Annotated in this window: 16 protein-coding genes; 9 read left to right on the forward strand and 7 right to left on the reverse strand. The window is 73.2% G+C overall.

Annotation, left to right across the window (positions count from 1 at the left end):
- Nucleotides 1–191 precede the first annotated feature (191 nt).
- Nucleotides 192–1,742 carry a glutamine-hydrolyzing GMP synthase gene (guaA, locus tag PSU4_RS08795; protein WP_147104727.1) on the forward strand — a complete coding sequence of 517 codons (1,551 nt, stop codon included), beginning with the start codon at nt 192–194 and terminating at the stop codon, nt 1,740–1,742.
- 10 nt (nt 1,743–1,752) lie between these two features.
- A complete protein-coding gene (locus tag PSU4_RS08800; protein WP_147104730.1) occupies nt 1,753–2,676 on the forward strand; it encodes a methylenetetrahydrofolate reductase in 924 nt (307 codons plus the stop codon).
- 99 nt (nt 2,677–2,775) lie between these two features.
- On the opposite strand, the gene PSU4_RS08805 is transcribed toward PSU4_RS08800, so the two are convergent.
- Complete coding sequence (locus tag PSU4_RS08805; RefSeq protein ID WP_147104733.1) at nt 2,776–2,985, reverse strand: hypothetical protein; 210 nt, start codon at nt 2,983–2,985, stop codon at nt 2,776–2,778.
- On the reverse strand, nt 2,978–4,270 hold the full coding sequence (locus PSU4_RS08810; RefSeq protein WP_186816821.1) for a PspC domain-containing protein: 1,293 nt from the start codon (nt 4,268–4,270) through the stop codon (nt 2,978–2,980). Before PSU4_RS08810 ends, PSU4_RS08805 begins: the two co-directional genes overlap by 8 nt.
- Before the next feature lie 93 nt (nt 4,271–4,363).
- On the opposite strand from PSU4_RS08810, the gene PSU4_RS08815 reads away from it, so the two are divergent.
- A complete protein-coding gene (locus PSU4_RS08815) occupies nt 4,364–5,773 on the forward strand; it encodes an ATP-binding protein (protein ID WP_246115006.1) in 1,410 nt (469 codons plus the stop codon).
- Nucleotides 5,770–6,468, forward strand: coding sequence for a response regulator (locus tag PSU4_RS08820; protein ID WP_147104738.1), 699 nt, complete (start codon nt 5,770–5,772; stop codon nt 6,466–6,468). Before PSU4_RS08815 ends, PSU4_RS08820 begins: the two co-directional genes overlap by 4 nt.
- Before the next feature lie 76 nt (nt 6,469–6,544).
- On the opposite strand, the gene PSU4_RS08825 is transcribed toward PSU4_RS08820, so the two are convergent.
- From PSU4_RS08825 to PSU4_RS08835, 3 genes are all read right to left on the reverse strand, one after another.
- Nucleotides 6,545–7,618: a hypothetical protein gene (locus tag PSU4_RS08825; protein WP_147104741.1), complete on the reverse strand. Its 1,074-nt coding sequence runs from the start codon at nt 7,616–7,618 to the stop codon at nt 6,545–6,547.
- A gap of 517 nt (nt 7,619–8,135) precedes the next feature.
- Nucleotides 8,136–8,459 carry a hypothetical protein gene (locus PSU4_RS08830; RefSeq protein WP_147104744.1) on the reverse strand — a complete coding sequence of 108 codons (324 nt, stop codon included), beginning with the start codon at nt 8,457–8,459 and terminating at the stop codon, nt 8,136–8,138.
- A 67-nt stretch (nt 8,460–8,526) separates the two neighbouring features.
- Nucleotides 8,527–8,841, reverse strand: a complete 315-nt coding sequence (locus tag PSU4_RS08835) for a chorismate mutase (RefSeq protein WP_186816822.1) — start codon at nt 8,839–8,841, stop codon at nt 8,527–8,529.
- Between the two features lie 287 nt (nt 8,842–9,128).
- On the opposite strand from PSU4_RS08835, the gene PSU4_RS08840 reads away from it, so the two are divergent.
- Entirely contained in the window at nt 9,129–11,531 is a 2,403-nt protein-coding gene (locus PSU4_RS08840) for a UvrD-helicase domain-containing protein (RefSeq protein WP_147104747.1), read from the forward strand.
- A gap of 68 nt (nt 11,532–11,599) precedes the next feature.
- Here PSU4_RS08840 and PSU4_RS08845 read toward each other — a convergent pair whose 3' ends face one another.
- Together PSU4_RS08845 and PSU4_RS08850 are read right to left on the reverse strand one after the other, a co-directional pair.
- Nucleotides 11,600–12,352: a M23 family metallopeptidase gene (locus PSU4_RS08845; protein WP_147104750.1), complete on the reverse strand. Its 753-nt coding sequence runs from the start codon at nt 12,350–12,352 to the stop codon at nt 11,600–11,602.
- 364 nt (nt 12,353–12,716) lie between these two features.
- The gene (locus PSU4_RS08850) at nt 12,717–13,673 is read right to left on the reverse strand and encodes an esterase/lipase family protein (protein WP_147104753.1); all 957 of its coding nucleotides are present in this window, start codon (nt 13,671–13,673) and stop codon (nt 12,717–12,719) included.
- Between the two features lie 253 nt (nt 13,674–13,926).
- On the opposite strand from PSU4_RS08850, the gene sucC reads away from it, so the two are divergent.
- The 4 genes from sucC to PSU4_RS08870 all read left to right on the forward strand — a co-directional run bounded on the left by sucC (nt 13,927) and on the right by PSU4_RS08870 (nt 18,661).
- Entirely contained in the window at nt 13,927–15,096 is a 1,170-nt protein-coding gene (sucC, locus tag PSU4_RS08855) for an ADP-forming succinate--CoA ligase subunit beta (protein WP_147104755.1), read from the forward strand.
- Nucleotide 15,097: 1 nt separating this feature from the next.
- Nucleotides 15,098–15,985, forward strand: coding sequence for a succinate--CoA ligase subunit alpha (gene sucD, locus PSU4_RS08860; protein ID WP_147104758.1), 888 nt, complete (start codon nt 15,098–15,100; stop codon nt 15,983–15,985).
- A 108-nt stretch (nt 15,986–16,093) separates the two neighbouring features.
- Complete coding sequence (locus PSU4_RS08865) at nt 16,094–16,804, forward strand: DUF5336 domain-containing protein (protein WP_147104761.1); 711 nt, start codon at nt 16,094–16,096, stop codon at nt 16,802–16,804.
- A 57-nt stretch (nt 16,805–16,861) separates the two neighbouring features.
- Nucleotides 16,862–18,661 carry a cell division protein PerM gene (locus tag PSU4_RS08870; RefSeq protein WP_147104764.1) on the forward strand — a complete coding sequence of 600 codons (1,800 nt, stop codon included), beginning with the start codon at nt 16,862–16,864 and terminating at the stop codon, nt 18,659–18,661.
- The last annotated feature ends 25 nt before the right edge of the window (nt 18,662–18,686 follow it).

The following is an 18,686-nucleotide window of genomic DNA, read 5'->3' on the forward strand; positions in this document are numbered from 1 at the left end:
GGAGTGCTGCGCCGGCGCCCTGGCCGCGGACGTCTCGGCAAGGGACGCGGGCAGGCAAACCTGATCCGGGGCGTGGAGCGACGGATACGTCGCCGTACGCACCGGATCGGCTCACTCGCGGTCGCGCCGTCGCGGTCACACCGTAGGTCTCCGCCGCCGGGGTGTCCGGGGGCACGAACTATCCTCGGGGGGTGCAGCAGCCGACCGTCCTCGTCGTCGACTACGGGGCCCAGTACGCCCAGCTCATCGCCCGCCGGGTGCGTGAGGCGCAGGTGTACTCCGAGATCGTCCCGTCCGACACCCCGGTCGCCGAGATCGTCGCCCGCAAGCCCGTGGCGCTGATCCTGTCCGGTGGCCCGTCGAGCGTGTACGCCGAGGGCGCGCCGGAGATCGACCCGGCGCTGTTCACGTCGGGAATCCCGGTGCTCGGGCTCTGCTACGGCTTCCAGGCGATGGCGAAGGCGCTGGGCGGCGAGGTGGCGCCGGACGGCACCCGCGAGTACGGGCGCACCGAGCTGTGCCTGACGTCGACGGCCGGTTCCCTGCACGACGGGCTGCCCGCGAAGCACCCGGTGTGGATGAGCCACGGCGACTCGGTGGTGCGCGCGCCGGAGGGGTTCACGGTCACGGCGTCGTCGGACCGGGTCGCGGTCGCGGCGTTCGAGGACAGGGAGCGGCGCCTGGCCGGTGTGCAGTACCACCCCGAGGTGGGGCACAGCCCGCACGGCCAGGAGGTGCTGCGGCGGTTCCTGCACGAGGTCGCGGGGCTCGCGCCGAGCTGGACGACGTCGTCGATCATCGACGACTCGGTGGCCGCGATCCGCGCCCAGGTCGGCGACGGGCACGCGGTGTGCGGGCTCTCCGGCGGTGTCGACTCCGCGGTGGCCGCGGCGCTGGTGCAGCGTGCGATCGGCGACCGGCTGACGTGCGTGTTCGTCGACCACGGGCTGTTGCGCAGCGGCGAGCGTGAGCAGGTGGAGCGCGACTTCGTCGCGGCCACCGGCGCGAAGCTGCACACCGTCGACGCGGCCGACCGGTTCCTCGACGCGCTCGCCGGGGTCAGCGAGCCCGAGACGAAGCGCAAGATCATCGGCCGGGAGTTCATCCGGGTGTTCGAGGCGGCGACGTCGGAGGTCGCGGCCGCCGAGCACGTGGGGTTCCTGGTGCAGGGCACGCTCTACCCCGACGTCGTCGAGTCCGGTGGCGGCAAGGGCACGGCGACGATCAAGAGCCACCACAACGTCGGCGGGCTTCCCGACGACATCGAGTTCGCGCTGGTCGAGCCGCTGCGCACACTGTTCAAGGACGAGGTTCGCAAGGTCGGCGCCGAGCTGGGCCTGCCGGAGACGATCGTCGGACGCCAGCCGTTCCCCGGGCCCGGGCTGGGCATCCGCATCATCGGCGAGGTCACGTTCGACCGGCTGGAGACGTTGCGGGCCGCCGACGCGATCGCCCGCGAGGAGCTCACCGCCGCGGGCCTGGACAAGGCGATCTGGCAGTGCCCGGTCGTGCTGCTGGCCGACGTGCGCAGTGTCGGCGTCCAGGGCGACGGCCGCACCTACGGGCATCCGGTCGTGCTGCGGCCGGTGTCGTCGGAGGACGCGATGACGGCCGACTGGACGCGCCTGCCCTACGACGTCCTCGAACGCATCTCCACCCGCATCACCAACGAGGTGGCCGAGGTCAACCGCGTCGTCCTCGACGTGACGAGCAAGCCGCCGGGCACGATCGAGTGGGAGTAGGAACCGACCCGTGACCTCCCTTACGGCGCTGCCGCGCGAGCTCCCCGGCCGGCTCGCGGACGCGTTGCGAACCGGGCGGTTCGCCGTCACCGCCGAGATCGCGCCCCCGCGCGGGGCCGATCTCGCGCCCGTCCGCCGCGCGGCCGAGCACCTGCGCGGCTGGGTCGACGCCGTCAACGTCACCGACAACGCGGGCGCGAACGTCCGCATGTCGAGCCTCGCGGGCAGCCTCGCGCTGCTGGGCGAGGGCGTCGACCCCGTCATGCAGATGACGTGCCGCGACCGCAACCGGATCGCGCTGCAGTCGGACCTGCTGTCGGCGTCGGCGCTCGGGGTGCCGAACCTGGTGCTGATGACGGGGGACCGGCCCGAGCAGGGGGATCATCCCGACGCGGCCGCGGTGTTCGACCTCGACTCCGCCGCGCTGATGTCGGCCGCGCGTACCCTGCGCGACGACGGGACGCTGCTGTCGGAGCGGACCGTCGACCCGGCGCCGCGCTACCTGCTGGGTGCCGTCGACAGTCCCGGGCCGTCGGCCGACCGGTTCGCGCAGAAGGTCGAGGGTGGCGCCCAGTTCGTGCAGACGCAGTTCGTGTTCGACATCGCGGCGTTCGGCGGTTGGCTGGGTCAGGTCCGCGACCTGGGCCTCGACACCCGCTGTGGTGTGCTCGCCGGGGTGGGCCCGATCCGGTCGCTGCGGGCGCTGGAGTTCCTGTCGTCCATCCCGGGGGTCGTGATCCCGGAGGCGCTGGAGCGGCGGTTGCGCGGTGTCCCGGCGGACAAGGTGGCGGCCGAGGGGGTCGCGGCGTGCGTCGAGACCTTGCGTGAGCTGCGCGAACTGCCCGGTGTGGCGGGCGTGCACGTGATGGTGGTGGGCGACGAGCGCGGCGTCCCGGAGATCCTCGAGGCCGCGGGACTACCCAGAACGTCGTGAGTGGCGATAGTCGCCATAGCGACTATCGCCACTCACAGGGCCGTCCGTCCCCCAACGGGCGGCCTTCGGCAGGCGGCGCCTCCCCCGCGCCGCCGCGGTCTACGAGCCGTTGCGGCGCAAGCTGCCGATCAGCATCAGCAGCCCGAACAGGACCGCCGCCCCCGCGAGCAGCCACCGCAGGTCGAACCCGGCCCGCAGCGGGTCGTGCCCGCTGAGGACCGCCCCCGCGACGCCGAGGCTGATCAGCCCGACGAGCAGGGCGAACAGGTCGGGGAACCGCCGGGTCGCCGGCGAGGTCTTGTCAGCCACGGTGCACCTCCACGTTGCCCAGGCCCGCGTGCAGGTGCAGGACGATCGGCGTGCCGGAGCGGATGCCGTCGGCACCCAGGTCGTCGACCACGTCGATCTTCGCGTCGCTGCCCTCGCTCACCCGGTCGCCGAACTGGACGTGGCCGAGCCCGGCCGAGCCGAACACGGTGACGTCGGCGTTCGGCGGGACCCACACCTCGAGGTTGCCCATGCCGACGTCGGCCGACGTCTCCAGCGGCACCAGCGCCGCCCCGTCGCCGCCCGCCGGGAGCGAGAGGTCGAGCTGCCGCAGGTCGATGCCGATGTTGCCGGCGGCCCGCTCGTAGGTCGGGGCGACCAGCCCGACCGACACCGGCTGCACCTCGGTGTTCCCGACGCCGCCGCGCAGCGAGTCGGTCGGCACGTGCATCGCCCCCCACGTCAGCAGGCACATGATCAGCGCGAACGGGATGATCCCGCGGCCGGCGCGCAGGAACGCACCCACCACCAGGCCCACGCCCAGGATGCCCAGCACGATCGCGAGGAGCGTCGGCAGCGGCATCAGCCCGACCCCGCCGAGCATCAGCGCCCCCAGCACCCCGCCGACGACGAGCGCGGTGGCCAGCGTGACCGCCGTGACCGGCGGACGGCGGCGCGGCGCAGGCGGCTCCGGCTCGGGCTGCGGCGACGGCTCGGGCAGGTCCCACGCGAACGGCGCGGCGCCCAGCGGGTCCCACGACGGCGGCGTCGGCTTCGGCTCACCCGTCACCGGGTCCAGCTCGGTCGTCTCGTGCTGCGTCGTGTCCCCGTCGACGTCCTTGCGCAGGTTCACCGTCGGCGCACCCGCCGGCGCGGCGACGCCCGCCTGCGGGGCACGACCCGGGCCGGGGACACCGCGGCTGCCGCGGGCCCGGTGCAGCAGGAACAGCAGGCCCAGCGCGATGATCGCCGGCCAGATGATCCCGCCGTCGTGACCGAAGATCGCGCCCGTGCCGACGACCGCCGCCACCACCAGCGCGATCAGCAGACCCGGATGCGGCCGCTTCCCCGGCTTCGCCGCCGACTCGGCGCCGTCGGTCGGGTCGTTCTCGTCGGCCTCCGGGAGCAGGACCCAGCCCGCGATGTACAGCGCGGCGCCGATCCCGTAGATCGCCGCCACCACGAAGCCCACCCGCACCAGCACCGGGTCGATGTCGTAACGACGGGCGATCGCCGCCGCCACCCCCGCGACCTTGCGGTCGTGGCGAGGCCGCGCGGGGCGCGTCTCCCACATCTCCCGCAACGTCGACTGCACATCCGTGCTCATCGCTGTTCCCCCTCCATCATGGGCACCAGCCTCCCGCGTGGCGGGCGCGCGCCCATCCGGGACGACCCTGAGGTCACCCGGAGGTCGTCCCCGATGCCCCGGGGACGTCCTGCGTGTGACCATGGTGGCGTGAGTCAGCCGGCAGCAACCAGCGGAGCCCCGGGCGCGTCGCGTCCCGGGACGCCCACCGCGGTGGCCCCGGAGCCGCCCGTGCCCACGCGCGGCCCGCTCGAACGCCGCCGGTCCGGACGGCTCGTCGCCGGTGTCGCCGGCGGTGTGGCCGACCACCTCGGGATCGACGTCCTGTGGGTGCGCGCCGCGTTCGTCGTACTCGCCGCCATCAACGGCGCGGGCGTCGTCGGCTATGCGCTGCTGTGGATGTTCGTGCGCCAGGAGAGCGCCGACACCGACCGCACGGTGCCGCGCCGCGAACGTCAGCAGGCCATCGGCCTCGTCGTGCTCGGTGCCGGCATCGGACTGGTCGCCGCGCTGCTGGGCAACTCCGTCATCGGCTGGATCGTCGGCCCGCTCGGCGTCGCCGCCCTCGGCGCGGCCGTCGTGTGGCGGGAGGCCGACGAGGCGCAGCGCCGCCGCTGGGCCGCCGGCGCCCGCTCGGGCGTCACCGGTGCGGCGGGAGGCGGGCGCACCGCGCTGATCCGCATCGTCGCCGGGGCACTGTTCGTGGCCCTGGGCATCGCGGTGTTCCTGATCGGGAACATCAACCTCGGGCAGGTGCAGTTCGGTCTGCTCGCCGTGATCGCGACGATCGTCGGCGTCGGTGTGCTCACCGTCCCGTGGTGGCTGCGGCTGGCCCGCGACCTCGGCGAAGAGCGCCGCCAGCGCATCGTCGAGGCCGAGCGCGCCGAGATCGCCGCCCACCTGCACGACTCCGTGCTCCAGACCCTCGCACTGATCCAGCGCCAGTCCGACGACCCCCGCGAGGTCGCCCGGCTCGCCCGCGGCCAGGAACGCGAGCTGCGACACTGGCTCTACGGCCCGCAGGGCTACGGCCGGGGCAGCACCGGCGGCGGGGTCAAGGCCCCGGCGCTCGACGAGGGCCTCGCCGAGTCGCTGACCAAGGCTGCCGCCGAGGTCGAGGACACCTACGCGCTCACCGTCAGCCCCGTCCTCGTCGGTGCCGACCGGCCGCTCGACGCAGACCTGCGTGCCCTCGTCCTCGCCGCCCGCGAGGCGATGGTCAACGCGGCCAAGCACGCCGGGGTCGACGAGATCAGCGTCTACGTCGAGATCGAGCCCGACGAGGTCAACGTCTTCGTCCGCGACCGTGGCAAGGGATTCGTCCCCGACGACGTCCCCGACGACCGGCACGGCCTCGCCGACTCGATCAAGGCCCGCATGGCCCGCCACGGCGGCCGCGTGCGGCTGCGCAGCACCCCCGGCGAGGGCACCGAGGTGCACCTGGCCATGACGATCAGCGACGCGGTGTCGCCCGACCGCGGCACCGAGCACGACACGGAAGACAAGCAGGAGGCCACGTCGTGACCGACGACCAGCCCGACACCGACAGCACCGGCGGCGAGACGCAGAAGCCGATCACCGTCTTCCTCGTCGACGACCACGGCCTCTTTCGGGCGGGCGTGCGCGCCGAGCTCGACCGCGGCGTCCCCGACGTCGAGGTGGTCGGCGAGGCCGGATCGGTCGACGAGGCCGTCGCCGCGATCCGCCACCACACCCCCGACGTCGTGCTCCTCGACGTCCACATGCCCGACGGTGGCGGCGCCGAGGTGCTGCGCCGCGTCCGGCCCGAGGTCCCGGGCGTCGTGTTCCTGGCGTTGAGCGTGTCCGACGCCGCCGAGGACGTCATCGCCGTCATCCGGGCCGGGGCGCGCGGGTACGTCACCAAGACGATCTCGGGTCGCGACCTCGCCGACGCGGTCCGCCGCGTCCACGGTGGCGACGCCGTGTTCTCGCCGCGGCTGGCCGGGTTCGTGCTCGACGTGTTCTCCGACCGCCCCGGCGCGGCCCCGCCCGGCGACCCCGAGCTGGACCTGCTCACCCGCCGCGAACGCGACGTCCTGCGGCTGCTCGCGCGCGGCTACGCGTACAAGGAGATCGCGGGGGAGCTGTTCATCTCGGTGAAGACGGTGGAGACGCACGTGTCGAGCGTCCTGCGCAAGACGCAGCTGTCCAACCGCTACGAGCTGTCGCGCTGGGCCTCGGACCGCCGCCTGGTCTGACGCCACGTCCGGCCCGGAGACGACTGCGCCGGGCCCGACGCGGCGTCGGACCCGGCGAGGTCGAGGAAAAGAACGGTCAGCGCGCGCCGGTCAGGCCGCCGACGAGCCCGCCGACGGTGCCGCCCGCGGTCTCGACGAGGCCGCCCGCGGTGTCGCTGACGCCGCGGCCGACGGTCTCGACGACCGACTGCTGCGGCCCGCTGCTCGGCGCCGGGTTGGACGGGGTGAGCAGATCGAGCGCGGGCGCGAGCGGCGGTGCGAGCTTCTTGACCGGCTTGGTGACCGGGGCGAGGACCTGGTTGACCGGCGTGGTGACGGGCTCGGCCACCTTGTTGACGGTGCCCACGGCCGAGCCGAGGGTCTTGCCGAGGCCGTTGCCGAGACCCTCGACCGCACCGCTCGCGCCGTCGGTGACGGGCCTGAGCGGCGTGTTCCTGCCGGCCTGCTGGACGACGCGGGCGACCGGCTCGGTCACGCTGGTGACGGTGTGGTCGGCGGTGTCCGAGTGTTGCGGCAACTGGCGGTCGGCCGGGATCTGGCCGCCCGTGCCGCCTGTCCCGCCGCCGGGGTTGGTGACTGCGCTGTTGCCGCCGGAGCCCGAGCCGCCGATGCCGGCGACGCCACCTGTGCCGCCGCTGCCGCCGGAGCCGTAGACGACGCCGCCCGCACCGCCTGTACCGGCGCCGCCCGCACCGCCACGGCCGGCGGAGGCCGCCTGCGGCAGCGCCGAGGGGAACGCGACGTTCATCCACGACGTCGGGGCCGAGGTGCCGGCCGCGAGCGCGTTGCCGGATGACGGCAGCGCCGCACCGGAACCGTCGCCGGCTCCGCCGCGGCCGGGGAAGCTGCCGTCGAGCTGGTCCTGGGCGGCCGAGGAGTTGGAGGCCGCGTCGGTGAAGACGGCCGCGCCGAGGACGCCGCCGATGGTGAGCATGGCGGCCGCGGCCGCGGTCATCCTCCGACGGCCGGAGGCGCGCTGCTCGGCGGCGTCGCCGGCGCCGTCGAGGCGGGAGGCGCGGGGCTTGAGTGGCCGGTCGAAGGAGTGCGGGGCGCGACCCTCGCGGCGCATCAGGCTGCCGACGGAGACGTAGTCGGGCTCCGGCAGGACGGGGCTGCCGGGCTCGGCCTCGGCGGGCCGGTCCGCGTCCACATCGGACGCTGCCCGAGGTGCGGGAACGTTGCGCCGCACGAGTTCGGCGACCGTGACGATCTCGGCTTCACGTCGAGATGGACCACGCTGAGCGAACGCGACCACGGTGTGCCGTCCCCCTTCGAGTGATGACTTGCAGCGTCCACACTTACCGGACACACAGAACGTTCACCAAGTGTCATTCGCCCGCTCATCGATGCCGCCCCGAACGTGTGAGTCCCACTCACCGATGACGACCGACCGTTGAACGTCGGTAGCGCTCCGGAGTCGATCGCCCGCTTCGGTGGCTCCGGAGGCGAAGGTGCAGGCAGCGTCAGGTGCGGGGCCGTCCGGTCCAAGGGCGTCCGTGGCGGGGATCACCTTTCGCCGAGCGGTGCCTCCGAACGGAGGTCGTGTCGGCGCCGAACGGACGTGTCCCCCGTAAGACCACCCGGCCGGGGGAGCGGTCACCCGGTGACCGGATCGACCCCGCCCCTGGGTGCGACCCGGCGCGGCGTTCCCGGCCGGTGCGGGTGCGTCAGCGCGGGAGCTGGCCGCGGAACTCGCGTCGCGTCGCGTCGAGCGCGCCCTTGGCCGCGATCCCGGCGCCGCCCGCGAGGAGGATGCCGATGATGTCGGGCACCACGCCGCCCGTGGTGAAGAGCAGCCCGATCAGCGCGACGAGCGCCGTGCCGCCCGCGACCTTCCACCGGCTGTTGACGTAGTCGGAGGTCGCGCCGCCGGACAGGCCGCGCTCCTTGGCGCTCTTGTTGAGCATCGCGAGGTAGCCGACGTGGCCGAGCGCGGCGAGCACGCCGACCAGCGCGATGACGAAAGCGACGATGCCGAAGACGGTCCCCATGACTCCACTGTGCCACCGAATCCGCCGGTGGGGACGGGACTCCGGCCGATCGGGGGCCGCGAGCGGGTCAGCGTCCGCCCAGCCGGCCCCGGCCGAGCCGCAGCAGGAGCATGGCCAGCTCGCGGCCCTCCTCGCCGAGCTCGCGGAACCGGGCCAGGACGTGGATCTCGCGGCTGTAGACGATCCGCGGGCCGCCGCCCGCCATCCGGACGGCACCGATGCGCCGGGAGACGTCGGTGCGCTCCTTGACCAGCCGCAGGATCTCGGCGTCGAGCCGGTCGATCTCGCGGCGGAGAACGTCGATGTTCGCGGCGTCGTCGGCCGTGGGGTCGTCGACGGACGGGTCCCCGGACGGGGCGGGCTGCTCGGTGGTCACGGACATGGTCTCCTCCTGTGTACGGCCCACCGGCCCGTGACATGCAGGCGCCCCGGGTCCAGTGGACTCCGGGGCGTCGGGGCTGAGCGCGTCAGGCGGCGACGGGAACCGGAATCCGGTACCCGTAGAAAAATCGCTGAGCCGTCGACACGTCGGCGAGTCTGCCACACACGCGCGGAGGCGCGCATCCACACACGCGCGGAGGCGCGCATCCACACACGCGGCGGAGGCGCGCATCCACACCGGCGCCGCGGCGCGCATCGTCGTACCCCGCCGGTACCGTGTTCGACACGATGAGCGCGCTGTTCGAACTGCCTTCCAGCAACCCCGCCCGCCCCGCCACCGAGCGGGGGAAGAAGCTGCTCGAGGGGCTCAACCCGCGGCAGGTGGAGGCGGTCACCCATGCCGGGTCGCCGCTGCTGATCGTCGCGGGTGCTGGCTCGGGCAAGACGCGGGTGCTCACGCACCGGATCGCGTGGCTGCTCGCGGAGCGGCAGGTGCACCCGGGCGAGATCATGTCGATCACCTTCACCAACAAGGCCGCCGCCGAGATGAAGGAACGGGTCGACGCGCTGGTGGGCCGTCGGGCCAACGCCATGTGGGTGTCGACGTTCCACTCCATGTGCGTGCGCATCCTGCGCCGGGAGGCGAAGCACCTGGGGGTGCGCAGCGCCTTCTCGGTGTACGACGCGGACGACTCGCGCCGCCTCGTCGGCATCGTGGCGCGCGACCTGGAGCTCGACCCGAAGAAGTTCGCCGCGCGCGGGCTGGCCGCGCACATCTCGAACCTGAAGAACGAGCTGCTGTCGGCCGACGACGCCACCGAGCGCGCGACCAACGACTTCGAGCGCCGGGTCGCGGAGGTCTACGTCGGCTACCAGTCGCGGCTGCGGCAGGCCAACGCGTTCGACTTCGACGACCTGATCATGGAGACGGTGTCGCTGCTGTCGCGGCTGCCCGCCGTCGCGGAGTACTACCGGCGCCGGTTCCGCCACGTGCTGGTCGACGAGTACCAGGACACCAACAAGGCGCAGTACGAGCTGGTCCGGCAGCTGGTCGAGCCCGCGACGGCGGGGGCGAAGCCGGCGGAGCTGTGCGTCGTCGGCGACTCCGACCAGTCGATCTACGCGTTCCGCGGCGCGAACATCCGCAACATCATCGAGTTCGAGCAGGACTTCCCCGACGCGCGGACGATCCTGCTGGAGCAGAACTACCGCTCGACGCAGACGATCCTGTCGGCAGCCAACTCCGTGATCGCACGCAACGCGAACCGTCGCGACAAGCGGCTGTGGTCCGACCAGGGCGACGGCGAGAAGGTCGTCGGCTACGTCGCCGACAACGAGCACGACGAGGCGTCGTTCGTCGCGACGGAGATCGACCGGCTGGTCGACTCCGGGGACTTCCGCAACAGCGACGTGGCGGTCTTCTACCGCACCAACGCGCAGTCGCGGGTGTTCGAGGACGTGTTCCTGCGGGTCGGGCTGCCGTACAAGGTCGTCGGCGGGGTGCGGTTCTACGAGCGGCGCGAGATCCGCGACGCGCTGGCCTACCTGCGGGTGCTGTCCAACCCCGAGGACACGGTCAGCCTGCGGCGCATCCTCAACGTGCCCAAGCGCGGCATCGGCGACCGGGCGGAGGCGCTGGTTGCGGAGTACGCGGAGCGCCACCGCACGTCGTTCTCCCGGGCGTTGCGGGTCGCGGCCGAACAGCCCGAGGAGCTCCCGGCGCTGGCCACGCGCTCGCAGCGCAACATCGCCGAGTTCCAGCGGATGCTCGACGACCTGCGCGAGCTGGTCGACCGCGGCGACGACACCGCCGAGATCCTGGAGGCTGTCTACGGCCGCACCGGGTACGTCACGGAGCTGGAGGCCAGCGACGACCCGCAGGACGGCTCCCGGCTGGAGAACCTCGCGGAGCTGGTCACGGTCGCGCGGGAGTTCGCGGGCGACGCGGCGGTCGCCGACCTGCTCGACGGCGGCTCGTCCGATCCCGACGGCACCGTCATCGGCTCCGGTGAGCTGGCCCTCGACACCGACGACACGAACGTCGGCGCCCCACCGCCCGGGTCGCTTGCGGCGTTCCTGGAGCGGGTGGCGCTGGTGGCCGACGCCGACTCCATCCCCGGCGACGACTCGGGCATAGTCACGCTGATGACGCTGCACACGGCCAAGGGACTGGAGTTCCCGGTCGTGTTCCTCACCGGCTGGGAGGACGGCGTCTTCCCGCACATGCGCGCGCTGGGCGATCCGGCGGAGCTGGCGGAGGAGCGGCGACTGGCCTACGTCGGCATCACGCGGGCGCAGCAGCGGCTGTTCCTGTCGCGGGCGATCGTGCGCACCGCGTTCGGGCAGCCGAGCGTGAACCCGGCGTCGCGGTTCCTCGACGAGGTGCCGGCCGAGCTGGTCGACTGGCGTCGCGAGGAGGCGCAGCGGCCGTCGGCACCGGTGGGGCGGTTCGGGTTCGGCCGCCGCCCGAACGCGACCGACCGGGGCGACTGGCGGGTGCCGGAGCGCAAGCTCAACCAGGCGACGATCAGCCTCGACGTGGGCGACCGGGTCAACCACGACAAGTACGGGCTGGGCACGGTCATCTCGTCCGACGGCGCTGGTGCCCGGGCCACGGTGACGATCGACTTCGGCAGCGCGGGCACGGTACGGCTGATGCTCATCGGCGGGGTCCCGCTGCAGAAGCTCTGAGCGCCCCGGCTCCGGGCACGCGTCTCTCGCGCACCCGGCAGCCGGCGGCGATGCCCGCGGTGCAGGCGTCAGTCGTGCGACGGGCCGTCGTTGCCGGTGCCGGGGATGGCGATGCCGCGGGCGGCGAGCCACGGGAGCGGGTTGATCTTCTGCCCGCCCGGGGTCCAGATCTCGAAGTGCAGGTGCGGGCCGGTCGACTGGCCGCGGTTGCCCATCTCGGCGATCTTCTCGCCGGCGGTGACCTTCTCGCCGACCTTGACCAGGCTGCGGTTGATGTGGCCGTAGACGCTGTGCGAGCCGTCGGGGTGCTGCAGCACGACCCACATGCCGAAACCGCTGGCCGGGCCGGACTCGGTGACGACGCCGTCGGTGACCGCGTAGATCGGGGTGCCGATGCTGTTGGCGAGGTCGATGCCGTAGTGCGTGACACCCCAGCGGGCGCCGAAGCCCGACGTGAAACGGCCCGCCGTGGGCAGCACGAAGGCGGCGCCCTGGAACAGCACGCCCTGCGGGGCGCCGGCGGCGAGCGCCTGGCGCAGCATCTTGGCCTGCTGGGCGATCTTCGCGCCGATGTCGACGGCTTTGGTCAGGTTCGCGACGTCGACGTCCTCGCCGGGGTCGAGCGTGTCGACCGGCTGGGCCGAGGTGTGCAGCCGGCTCGCGCCGATGGCGGGCTGTGCGGGTGCGGTGCCCGGGTCGTCGGGGAGCGCCTCGGTGGTCGTCGAGACCGGGATCATCGCGTTGGTCGAGAGGGTCGCGTACGGCTCGTCGACCGGGTGGCTCTGCCCCCAGAGGGTGGCGAGCGACTGTCCTGCGGCCACGAGCGCTCCGGCCGCCGCGAAGGCGACCGTCGCACGTCCACGGACGTGCGCGGGCGGTGGTGCCGGAAGCCGGTGTCCACCCCGGGCGTCATGCCCGCGGGTGCGCGGGCGTACGTCGGGATGGTCCTGGTCGGCGCCGCTTGGGGAGCGGTGGCGCGACAAGAACTGCCCTTCTCGATGCGATGAGGCAGTCCGTTCCACGGCGGGTCGTCAGGGCGGGTTGGGGAGACCCTCGGCGGGCCGGTTCGGGGCCGGTCCGTCACCTTCGTGATCCGTCCGTGATCCGGACCCGGCGACGGTAGCGGGCTCCGCGGCGAGGTGGCAAATGTCGCGGGGGTGTGTGCGCAGATGCACCCGGACGTGGTCAGGCTGGCGACGATTCGTCACGCAGCGTCGTGGATCCGGCCCCGCGGGGGCGCGACCTGCGCGTGAAGTGATCACTGCTGGAGTCCAGGTGCGCGAGCGCGGTGGCGACCCAGTGGACCGTGCGTGCGTCGATCGGCAGCGAGAGGTGACCCACATCACGTAGCTCGAGTTCGTCGACCACGAGGTCCGGGTGGACCAACCGGGCATTCCGTTGCGGCACGACCATTTCGTCCATCCGGCTCCAGACGACCACGAACCGCGTGGAGCAGTGCGGAGCCGGCTCGGCGAGCTCGGTCAGGACCGGCGAGCCCGGCCGCAGCTGGCGCGCGAGCGGCGTCGGCATCAGGTACGCGGTCGCCGTCCCCGTGTGCGGACTGCCCAGCGTCACCAGCGTGTCGACAGCCTCGTCGCCGCCCATCCGTTGCACGTAGTAGCGGGCGATCATGCCGCCGAGCGAGTGCCCGACGATGTGCACCTTCTCCGCGCCCGTCGACTCCCGGATCTCCTCCACAACCCGGCGCAGGTCCCGCGCGGCGTCACGCAGATCGCCGGTGAGGACGCCGTAGTTCACCGCGTGCACCCGGCCGAAACCGCGGCGGCGCAACGCCCGGCCGAACACACCGAACACCGACCGGTTGTCCATGATCCCGTGCACCAGCACGATCGGCGTCCCCGCCGCAGCCACGTCCGACACCACCAGGCTGCGGCTGCGCAGCGGGAGGACATCGGTGCGGTAATGGTCGGGATCGCGCACCGACTCGGCGAGCAACCCCAACGGGTAGCTCGCGAGATGGACGGCGAGCCACGCGCTCTCCAGCGCGACACCGCGCAGGCCCGCGGGGGAGCCGAACGTGCGGACCGCGTAACCGGTGGCGCGGCCGGCCTCACGGGCGAGCGTCTGCACCCCACCGGCCACTGCGGCCAGGCGGGCTCTCGCACCGAGCGCCGACGCCATGGAAGAACGGTAGGTCAGGACCCCGCGTCCTGCCCATCCTGGACATCCGGACGCGCTGTCTCGGCACCCGGTGTGAGCAGCCCCACCGGCATGGTGACCGGCCTCACCGGGCCAGGTCAGGGCCGGTGCACCGAGCGTCGCTAGGGTCCTTGGGCGGAGAGCACGGTCGAGTCCGGTGGTCGACGGCGGCGACGCGTCCGATCACGCGCCCACGGCCGCCTTGGCACACCGCAGTGATCAGGAGAAGAGCCGAGTGGACCTGTACGAGTACCAGGCGAAGGACCTCTTCGCCGCACACGGAGTCCCGGTCCTGCCGGGCCGGACCGTCGAGACCGCGGACGACGCGGCCGCGGCCGCCGCCGAGCTGGGCACCGCCGTCGTCGTGAAGGCGCAGGTGAAGACGGGCGGCCGCGGCAAGGCGGGCGGCGTCAAGCTCGCCGAGAACGCCGACGAGGCGAAAGAGAAGGCCGGGGCCATCCTCGGCATGGACATCAAAGGCCACACCGTCCACCGCGTCCTGGTGACCACCGCCAGCGACATCAGCGAGGAGTACTACTTCTCGTTCCTGCTCGACCGGTCCAACCGCACCTTCCTGGCCATGTGCTCGGCCGAGGGCGGCATGGAGATCGAGCAGCTCGCCGTCGAGCGCCCCGACGCGCTCGCGCGCATCCCCGTCGACGCCATCGCGGGCGTCGACAAGGCGAAGGCCGACGAGATCGTCGCCGCGGGCAAGATCCCCGCCGCGGTCGCCGACGAGGCCGCGCAGGTCATCGTCAAGCTGTGGGAGACCTTCGTCTCCGAGGACGCGACCCTCGTCGAGGTCAACCCGCTCGTCCGCGACCCGCAGGACAAGGTGATCGCGCTCGACGGCAAGGTCACCCTCGACGAGAACGCCGACTTCCGCCACCCCGACCACGCCGCGCTGGTCGACGAGCGCACCGAGAACGCGCTCGAGGCCAAGGCGAAGGCCAAGGGCCTCAACTACGTCAAGCTCGACGACGGCCAGGTCGGCATCATCGGCAACGGCGCGGGCCTGGTCATGTCCACGCTCGACGTCGTCGCCTACGCCGGCGAGAAGCACGGCGGGGTCAAGCCCGCCAACTTCCTCGACATCGGAGGCGGCGCCTCGGCCCAGGTCATGGCCGACGGACTCGACGTCATCCTCGGCGACCCCGACGTCAAGAGCGTGTTCGTCAACGTCTTCGGCGGCATCACCGCGTGCGACGCCGTCGCCGACGGCATCGTCGAGGCCCTGAAGATCCTGGGCGATGCCGCCACCAAGCCGCTCGTCGTCCGGCTCGACGGCAACAACGTCGTCGAAGGACGCCGGATCCTCGACGAGGCCAACCACCCGCTGGTCACGCAGGTGGACACGATGGACAACGCGGCCGACAAGGCCGCCCAGCTGGCGGCGGGTGCCTGACATGTCGATCTTCCTCACCGAGAACAGCAAGGTCATCGTCCAGGGCATCACCGGCGGCGAGGGCACCAAGCACGCCACCAAGATGCTGGCCGCCGGCACCAACATCGTCGGCGGTGTCAACGCCCGCAAGGCCGGCACCACCGTCACCATCGGCGGCAAGGACCTCACGGTCTTCGGCACCGTCGAAGAGGCCATCAAGGAGACCGGCGCCGACGTCAGCGTCGTCTTCGTGCCGCCGAAGTTCGCCAAGGACGCCGTCATCGAGGCGATCGACGCCGAGATCCCGCTCGCCGTCGTCATCACCGAGGGCATCCCGGTGCACGACTCCGCCTACTTCTGGGCGCACGCCGTCGCCAAGGGCAACAAGACGCGCATCATCGGCCCGAACTGCCCCGGCATCATCAGCCCCGGCAAGTCCAACGCCGGCATCATCCCCGCCGACATCGCCGGCCCCGGCAAGATCGGCCTCGTGTCCAAGTCGGGCACCCTGACCTACCAGATGATGTACGAGCTGCGCGAGATCGGCTTCTCGACGGCCATCGGCATCGGCGGCGACCCCGTCATCGGCACCACCCACATCGACGCCCTCGAGGCGTTCGAGGCCGACCCCGAGACCGCCGCCATCGTGATGATCGGCGAGATCGGCGGCGACGCCGAGGAGCGCGCCGCGGCGTTCATCAAGGCCAACGTGACCAAGCCCGTCGTCGGCTACGTCGCAGGCTTCACCGCCCCCGAGGGCAAGACGATGGGCCACGCCGGCGCCATCGTCTCCGGCTCCGCGGGCACCGCGCAGGCGAAGAAGGAGGCCCTCGAGGCCGCCGGGGTCAAGGTCGGCAAGACGCCGTCCGAGACCGCCGCCCTGATGCGGGAGATCGTCGCCGGCCTGTAGGCCGCCGTGCGGTGGCCCGCCACACGGTGGGCCACCGCACTGGGTTACCGTCGGCCCGGTCGTCGGACGGACGCGCGACGCGGTCGCGCGACGAGGGGGAAGCAGTCGATGTCTCAGCAGACCGAGGCCCAGGTGGACAAGGGTCTGACAGGCCCGGCACGGTTCGTCGCGATGGGCGTCGGCGCCCTCGGGATCGTCGTCTACCTCTGCTCGTTCTCCAGCGCGATCTTCCTGTACCTCACCCAGGGCCAGCAGATGCTGATGATCGGCGGGCTGCTCGTCGCCGCCGGCCTGATCCGCCGCTCGCTCGTCCTCCCCGGCGCCATCGTCGCCCTCGTCGGAGGCCTCGCCGTCCTGCAGGGCTCGCTCGCCGCCTCGTCCGCGGCATCGGCACTGTCCGGTGGGTTCGGCTCGTCCAGCGCCTCGCTGCCGACGATCGTCATCATCGTCATGATCCTGGCGCTGCTCGAAGCAGCCGGCGCCGTCGTCGTCGTGCTCATGGAACTGGGCGTCATCAAGCCCCCCGCGCCCAAGCCGCCCACCGGCTACGGCCCGCCTCCCGGCTACGGCCAGCCCTACCAGGGCGGATACATGCAGCAGCCGCCGCCCGGCTACGGCGCCCAGCAGCAGCCGCCCAACTACACGCAGCCGACCGGCCCCCAGGCATCGCCCTACGCGCAGCCCCCGTCGTACGGCGCGCACGGCTGGGGCGGCCCGACCGGTCAGCAGCCCGCGGCACAGCCCCCGGGCGACTCCACGCAGACCATCCACACCAGCAGCACCGGCGAGCAGCAGCCCCCCACCCAGCAGCAGCAGTGACCCTCGCTGCGGCGTGCCTGACCGGATCGGGCCGTCCGCGCTGAGATGGTGGACGGCGTGAGCCGCACCCAACCTCCCCGGTCAACCCGGTCGGTCCCGGCCACCCCCGACGCCCCCGACCTCGGCGAACCCCAGCCCGACCCGCCGACCCGCAACCCCGGCGACGGCCTCGACCGCCTGCGGATCCTCCTCGCCTCCGCGATGGGGACCGTGCTCGTCAGCTACGGCATCCTCCTGCCCGCCGCGGCACTCGTCGTCCTCACCGCCGGGACCGGCATGTCTGTCGACGGCGTCTTCGCCACCGCGATCCCGCTCTGGCTGGCCGCGCACCAGATCCCGCTGACCGTCGTCGGCGCGCCGCTGAGCGTCCTCCCCCTGCTACCGACGCTCGTCCTCGTCCTGGTCGTCGCCGCCGGCGCCCGCTGGTCCGTGCGCCGCCTCGGCGGCCGTCTCCGCACCGACGCCGGAGCCGTCCTCGCCGCGCAAGCCGGGGCGCACGCCGCCGTCGCCGTCCTCGCCAGCGCACTGCTGCCCGCCGCCGCACCCGTCTCCGCCGCGCCCTGGGCCGCGATGGTCGGCGCCGGCGTCGTCACCGCCCTCGCCGCCGGGATCGGACTGCTCCGCCAGTGCGGCGTCCCCCCCGAATGGCGCGCCCGCCTCCCGCGCTGGGCCCCCGCCGCGCTCCGCGGCGCCACCGCCGGGCTCCTCGCCCTCGTCGCAGCCGGGGCCGCCGCCCTCGCCGTCGGCATGGTGCTGCGGGCCGGGGAGGTCGAAGCCACCTTCTCGACGCTCGCCCCCGGCTTCGGATCGACGCTCGGTGTCTTCGTCCTCGCCGTCGCCTACCTGCCCAACGCCGTCGTCGCCGGGGCGTCCTGGCTGCTGGGCCCGGGCGTCTCGGTCGGGACCGCCGCAGCCTCGCCCTTCACCGTCGCCGGCGGGCCCCGGATGCCGTTCCCGCTGCTCGCCGCCATGCCCGAGACCCCGCCTCCCGCCTGGGTCCTCGTCGTCCTGCTGGTGCCGCTCGCCGTGGGCGCCGCCGTCGGAGCCGCCTGCCGCGGTGCCCTCGCCGACGTCCCCGACGTCAAGCTCCGGCTGCGGGCCACCGCCGCCGCCGCCGTGCTCGTCGCCGTCGGGACGGTCGTCGCCGCCCTGCTCGCCGGGGGTCGACTGGCTGCGGGCCAGTTCGACCCGGTCCGGCTGCGACCGGAACTGCTGCTGCCCGCCGTCCTGCTGTGGGTGGGTGGTCCCGCCCTCCTGGTGGCGACGTTCCAGCGCTCCGTCCCCGGCGCCGTCCCGTTCGCGGCGGACTCGGAGTTCGAGGAGATCGAGGACGAGCCCTCCGACGTCGAGGAGTCGGAGACTCCCGAGGTCCCCGAAGAATCCGAGTCCCCGCGCAACCTCACTGCTGTCCGGCGCCGTCGGGAGGACGGTGAGGTTGCGCGCGAGTCTGTCGCTGAGCTCGGCGAGTCCGATTCCGCCGGGTCCGGGTCCGGGTCCGGGTCCGGGCCGGGGTCCGGGTCCGGGTCTGACGGCGGGTCCGACGGCGGGTCCGACGGCGGCGAGGCCGATGCGGGCGGGCCTGCCGATTCCGCGCGCAACCTCACTGCTGTCCGGCGCCGTCGGGAGGACCGTGAGGTTGCGCGCGAGCCCGACGCCGGGTCCGATGGGTCCGACGGGATCGACGACTCCGGGGGCGACGACGGCGAGCCCGCGCGCAACCACACTGCTGTCCGGCGTCGCCGGACGGACCGTGCGGGTGCGGAGGGGGGCGAGCCCGCGGCCGAAGCGGCGCGGAAGCCGCAGACCGTTGCCGAGCTCGTCGCCCAGCGACAGGCCGACGGCGACGCAGACTGGTGACCACACCCGTCCGTGACCCCGGCAG

Origin of the sequence: Pseudonocardia sulfidoxydans NBRC 16205 (assembly GCF_007989085.1) — a bacterium.
Taxonomy (GTDB): Bacteria; Actinomycetota; Actinomycetes; order Mycobacteriales; family Pseudonocardiaceae; genus Pseudonocardia; species Pseudonocardia sulfidoxydans.

Coding starts and splice junctions, on each gene's coding strand:
- PSU4_RS08810 (WP_186816821.1), bottom strand. CDS start 4,270: ATGAGCACGGATGTGCAGTCGACGTTGCGGGAGATGTGGGAGACGCGC.
- PSU4_RS08815 (WP_246115006.1), top strand. CDS start 4,364: ATGCCCCGGGGACGTCCTGCGTGTGACCATGGTGGCGTGAGTCAGCCG.
- PSU4_RS08830 (WP_147104744.1), bottom strand. CDS start 8,459: ATGGGGACCGTCTTCGGCATCGTCGCTTTCGTCATCGCGCTGGTCGGC.
- PSU4_RS08835 (WP_186816822.1), bottom strand. CDS start 8,841: ATGTCCGTGACCACCGAGCAGCCCGCCCCGTCCGGGGACCCGTCCGTC.
- PSU4_RS08840 (WP_147104747.1), top strand. CDS start 9,129: ATGAGCGCGCTGTTCGAACTGCCTTCCAGCAACCCCGCCCGCCCCGCC.
- PSU4_RS08850 (WP_147104753.1), bottom strand. CDS start 13,673: ATGGCGTCGGCGCTCGGTGCGAGAGCCCGCCTGGCCGCAGTGGCCGGT.
- sucD (WP_147104758.1), top strand. CDS start 15,098: ATGTCGATCTTCCTCACCGAGAACAGCAAGGTCATCGTCCAGGGCATC.
- PSU4_RS08865 (WP_147104761.1), top strand. CDS start 16,094: ATGTCTCAGCAGACCGAGGCCCAGGTGGACAAGGGTCTGACAGGCCCG.